At 44.5% G+C, this 4501-nt stretch carries 6 protein-coding genes and 1 pseudogene; 5 read left to right on the forward strand and 2 right to left on the reverse strand.

The annotated features are described in order from the left end of the window. On the forward strand, positions 1-469 hold a 469-nt coding region (locus B3O33_RS00410), incomplete at its 5' end, for an amidohydrolase family protein (protein WP_292362717.1). A gap of 4 nt (positions 470-473) precedes the next feature. Here the strand turns inward: B3O33_RS00410 and B3O33_RS00415 are convergent. After that, positions 474-1049, reverse strand: coding sequence for a DUF3299 domain-containing protein (locus B3O33_RS00415; protein ID WP_292359780.1), 576 nt, complete (start codon positions 1047-1049; stop codon positions 474-476). Positions 1050-1143: 94 nt separating this feature from the next. Here B3O33_RS00415 and B3O33_RS00420 point away from each other — a divergent pair, with 94 nt between their 5' ends. Both B3O33_RS00420 and B3O33_RS00425 read left to right on the forward strand, forming a co-directional pair. Then, complete coding sequence (locus B3O33_RS00420; RefSeq protein ID WP_292359778.1) at positions 1144-1839, forward strand: ATP-binding cassette domain-containing protein; 696 nt, start codon at positions 1144-1146, stop codon at positions 1837-1839. Beyond that, positions 1829-3067: an ABC transporter permease gene (locus B3O33_RS00425; RefSeq protein WP_292359776.1), complete on the forward strand. Its 1239-nt coding sequence runs from the start codon at positions 1829-1831 to the stop codon at positions 3065-3067. The genes B3O33_RS00420 and B3O33_RS00425 overlap by 11 nt, the downstream gene beginning before the upstream one ends. A gap of 1 nt (position 3068) precedes the next feature. Here B3O33_RS00425 and B3O33_RS00430 read toward each other — a convergent pair whose 3' ends face one another. Beyond that, positions 3069-3437, reverse strand: a complete 369-nt coding sequence (locus tag B3O33_RS00430) for a hypothetical protein (RefSeq protein WP_292359774.1) — start codon at positions 3435-3437, stop codon at positions 3069-3071. A 158-nt stretch (positions 3438-3595) separates the two neighbouring features. Between B3O33_RS00430 and B3O33_RS00435 the strand changes: the two genes are divergently transcribed. Together B3O33_RS00435 and B3O33_RS00440 are read left to right on the forward strand one after the other, a co-directional pair. Further along, on the forward strand, positions 3596-3907 hold the full coding sequence (locus B3O33_RS00435) for a hypothetical protein (RefSeq protein ID WP_292359772.1): 312 nt from the start codon (positions 3596-3598) through the stop codon (positions 3905-3907). A 156-nt stretch (positions 3908-4063) separates the two neighbouring features. Further along, a pseudogene (locus B3O33_RS00440) lies at positions 4064-4501 on the forward strand (hypothetical protein); the annotation flags it as partial.

The raw sequence follows: 4501 nt of genomic DNA on the forward strand, positions 1-4501 counted from the left end.
GCATCTATTGATGGATTATGATTTTCGCATGGCTTGTCTGGCCGAACTGGATCCGGAGATCATGGAGCTGACCTTGCTCAAAGATCTGAAACAGGAATTCAGCTTATATGATATTGCCATTATGACGCGGGCGGCCCCGGCAAAATTACTTGGGTTGAATGGCCGTGGACATCTGCAACCTGGCGCATTGGCTGATATTGCGGTTTATCGGGAGCAGGATGATAAAGCGGCGATGTTCAGAAAAGCCCAATGGGTCTTCAAAAACGGTCAGTTGATTATCGAAAAAGGTGAGTTTGTACATCGCCAGTTTGGGCAAACCATGACCGTTAAACCACATTTTGATCGGCAGATTGAATCGACAGTGAAAGACTACTTCGATCGTTTTTATTCGATGAAATTATCTAATTACGGGGTGCAGGAGGATCTGCTTGCGGATCAACCTCAGCGGTTTGCAGCAATAAAGTGTTAGCGGATTATTCCTCGTATAACTCAATATTGTCGGCTGTCATCGAATAGGCTGATACGGCCACTTCATTTTCGGTGATGGTGGTTGTCAGAGTGCCCTCAACCCAATAAGGATCGTACAGATTCTGTTGAGCGACACCTTCTTTGGATGTGACATAAATAATCTGATTGGGCGGGGGCGGGGGATAATGGATGCAGGCACCGAAAAACGGCACCAGAAAAAATTCGGTCACCAGTTGCTTTTCGTTCATTTCGACTGGGACCATAAAACCGGGTAGACGAATCTGCCGCTGATCATATTCAGGTTTGACCTTGGCAGACGTTAAGGCCTGTTGATAGCGATCATCGGCAGAACTTTCGAGGGCACCGACCAATTGACTGCTGATTTGATCTTCAAATGAACCATCTTCGATTTCACTGAGATATTCCGGTGGATTCATTAATGCTTCAAGGTCGTCTTCTGGCATCAGGTCGACCCAATCGATGGCCTGGTATTTGTCGTTTGCGAACAGAGGTTGCGCTATTGTCAGGCCAGCTATGACGGAAAAAACAAGCCAGAACTTTGCATATTTCAGTGCGGTCATGATGTATCCGGGAAGTTAAAATTCGAACGAAAATGGTATGTTATAACAATAAAGTGACTGACATAAATTATCCATCATTCAATTCGGTAAACGTATGACCCAGTGTCCCGCTATCCAAATAGAAAATTGTCAATTTCGTTATCACCCTGACTCAGACAAGGCCTTATTGCAAATTGCTCACTGGCGGGTGGAAAAAGGTGAAACGGTGTTTGTTTATGGGCCATCCGGGTCAGGTAAATCGACCTTATTGAATCTGTTGGCAGGCATCTTGTTACCCCAGCAGGGCAATATCAGTCTTGATAATGTGATCGTCAACCGGCTCAGTCATCGAAAACGTGATGCGTTTCGGGCTCGGCATATTGGCATGGTGTTTCAGCGGTTTAACCTGATCCCGTATTTAACCGTTGCAGACAATATCAAACTGGCCAGTCATTTTTCCTTGAGGGATAAACAGTATCTGCAACAACGCAGAGACGGGTTGTTGAATGCGTTGCAACTTGATCCTGAAATACTGATGCGGCCTGCATCTCAACTGAGTGTAGGCCAGCAGCAACGAGTGGCCATTGTCCGTGCCCTTATCAATGAACCCGAATTACTAATTGTCGACGAGCCCACATCAGCTCTGGACAGTGATGCACGTGACAGTTTTGTTGATTTGTTACTGGATCAGATCAAAGCGGCACAGGCAACACTACTCTTTGTCAGTCACGATCGCAGTCTGGCACGGCATTTTTCCAGACAGTTGGATATTCAGTCATTTGTAGATGCAGGAGAAAATCATGCTGTTTAAACTGGCCTGGAAAAGTTTGTTGGCCCGGCGAGTCAGCGTGTTACTTACTATTTTGATGATGACTGTGAGTATTTTTGTTTTATTGAGCGTGGAAACGATTCGTTATCAGGCAAAGGACAGTTTTAGCAAAACGGTTTCGGGTGTTGATTTGATCGTCGGCGCACGTACCGGTCAGGTGAATCTTCTGCTGTATTCTGTATTTCACATTGGAGTGCCGACCAATAATGTTTCCTGGCAAAGTTATCAGGAATTTGCGACGAATCCATCTGTGGCATGGAGCATTCCAATTTCTTTGGGGGATTCACATCGAGGTTATCGTGTGGTGGGAACCAGTACTGACTTTTTTGAATTTTTCCGCTTTGGGAATAAACAAACGCTCACCTTTCAGCATGGCAAAGCGTTTAATGAACATTTTGATGCGGTGATTGGCTCAGAAGTCGCCAAACAACTGGGTTATCAAGTAGATGATGCCATTGTGCTGGCACATGGTATTGCCAGTACCAGCTTTAGTAAACATGACGATCATCCGTTTAAAATTACCGGTATTCTGGCCCCGACTGGCACACCGGTCGATCAATCTGTGTATGTGAGTTTACAAGGCATTGAAGCCATTCATTTCAACTGGCAGGGCGGGGTGCGAATGCCGGACACAGCCACGCCCGAGTTAGAAGATTTACAGCCAGAAACCATTACGGCATTTATGCTGGGACTTAATTCGCGGATACAGACCTTTAATCTGCAACGCCAAATCAATGAATATCGGCAAGAACCATTACAGGCAATTCTGCCAGGTGCGACACTGATGTCCTTATGGTCGATGCTGAGCAGCGTAGAGCAGATATTATTACTGGTTGCCTCACTTGTGTTGTTAGGTGCTTTGATTGGCATGGCCAATATGCTTCTGGTTTCAATGCGTGAGCGTAGACATGAGTTGTCAGTGCTTCGGGCTTTAGGTTATCGGCCTGGCTTTTTGTTTGCCTTACTTCAGATTGAGGCGTTATTAATCAGTCTGGCCGCGGCAATCTCAGCCTTTATCAGTTTGCAATTAAGTATGTATGTACTGAAAGACTGGTTGTTGCAGGAGTATGGGATTTTGCTGACGCGATTATCAATCATTAATGAGTTTCTGTTTATGTTGCCAATAGTACTTATCGCGAGTTTTCTGGTGGCGCTGATTCCGGCAATCAGTGCCTATCGACAAGGCCTGCATCAGCAATTAAACCTGTAGCTCAAATGCGTTTGAGTTTTGGCAGATGCTGTTTTAAATGTGATTTGATGTCTTCAATATCAGCTGAAAATACCAAAGCATAAATTTCTCGTTGCATGGTATCGGTTATGAAGGGATAAATTTCATAACCCTCTGCATAAAGTTCTGCTCGTGCCCGGCAAACTTTACGAATACCTTCACTGAACGCGAGGTTATCCACGGCCAGCAAATCCGACTCACCCATAGTCCATTGCTGATCTTTCCAGTGCTCAAAACACCAGTGAGTTAATTGCAGAACAGGATCAATTTTATCCTGCTCAACCTTGTCTGTTTGTTCATTACAACCCAGCAAACAGCCGACCAGGCTGAGGATGAAAAGCTGATGTCGCATTGGCAAACTCCACGGCAATATTCGTTGGAACAATATTGCCTGCTTTTGAGCTCAAACACCAACCTTTGATGGTCATATTAATTGCTGATCAACAGGCAATGACAAATTGTTTTTATCAGGTCATTATCTGTATGGAGCCATCTTAAATAAGGGTATCAATGGATAAGTTTTCAACCATAGGCGTGATTCTGTTGCTGATTCTTGCAGTAGTTGGCGGATATATGACTGGGTTGTTTGCCGGATATTTATACGATTTGGGAAAACGCCGACTGGGAAAAGTGTTAACGGTGATGTTGAATCTGGTGTTTTATATTGTTCCAGCCTGGGCCATTCTGAGTATTGTGTCTGATGATGGGTTACTGTTTTTTTATCTGTTATTGCTGGTTTTCTATTTTCTGGGGATTCATGATTCAAAACAACCCTCGATTCGCGATGATAAACCTGATAAAAATTATGAGCCCTATGATTAATATGACTTACCGGATAACTTTAGTGAAGATGTATCGCGCATCAAGCATGTTTAATTTCTTTTAACAATAACAATCAAATGTAACAATCTACTGGAATAGGTTTTGCCACGTCGGTCCGGGTATGAACAAATACCAATATACAAACGGGAGTTATTGTTGAAAACAGCATTACATCGCGGCCAGAGTATTGCTGCACTGACTATGCTCAGTTGCGTGCTATTGGCATTCATTCCATTTGAGTCAAATGCGGGAAACCAACTAAGTGAGATGCTTAAAGTCACTCTGACGGTGTATGCCATTGCACGTGGACTGAATGCCGTCATTTCAGTTGCTCAGGGTACGGAATTGTCCATCGAACCAATGGGGGTTGGCCTGACGCTTACCCCGGGACAAATACTGGACCCGCTGAATGATTTGATTGAACAGTTTTCTACGGTGCTCTTAATGGCCTCCGCATCATTGGGTATCCAGAAGATCCTGTTATCCATGGGAGATATTGCCATATTCCGTTGGCTACTAGCTGGCTTTGCAGCCATTGTCTTGGTGCTGGTACTTTGGCAAAAATTACCTGAACGCTGGTCTGCAAGATTGTTC

The sequence above is a fragment of the Methylophaga sp. UBA1464 genome (assembly GCF_002325665.1).
Taxonomy (GTDB): Bacteria; Pseudomonadota; Gammaproteobacteria; order Nitrosococcales; family Methylophagaceae; genus Methylophaga.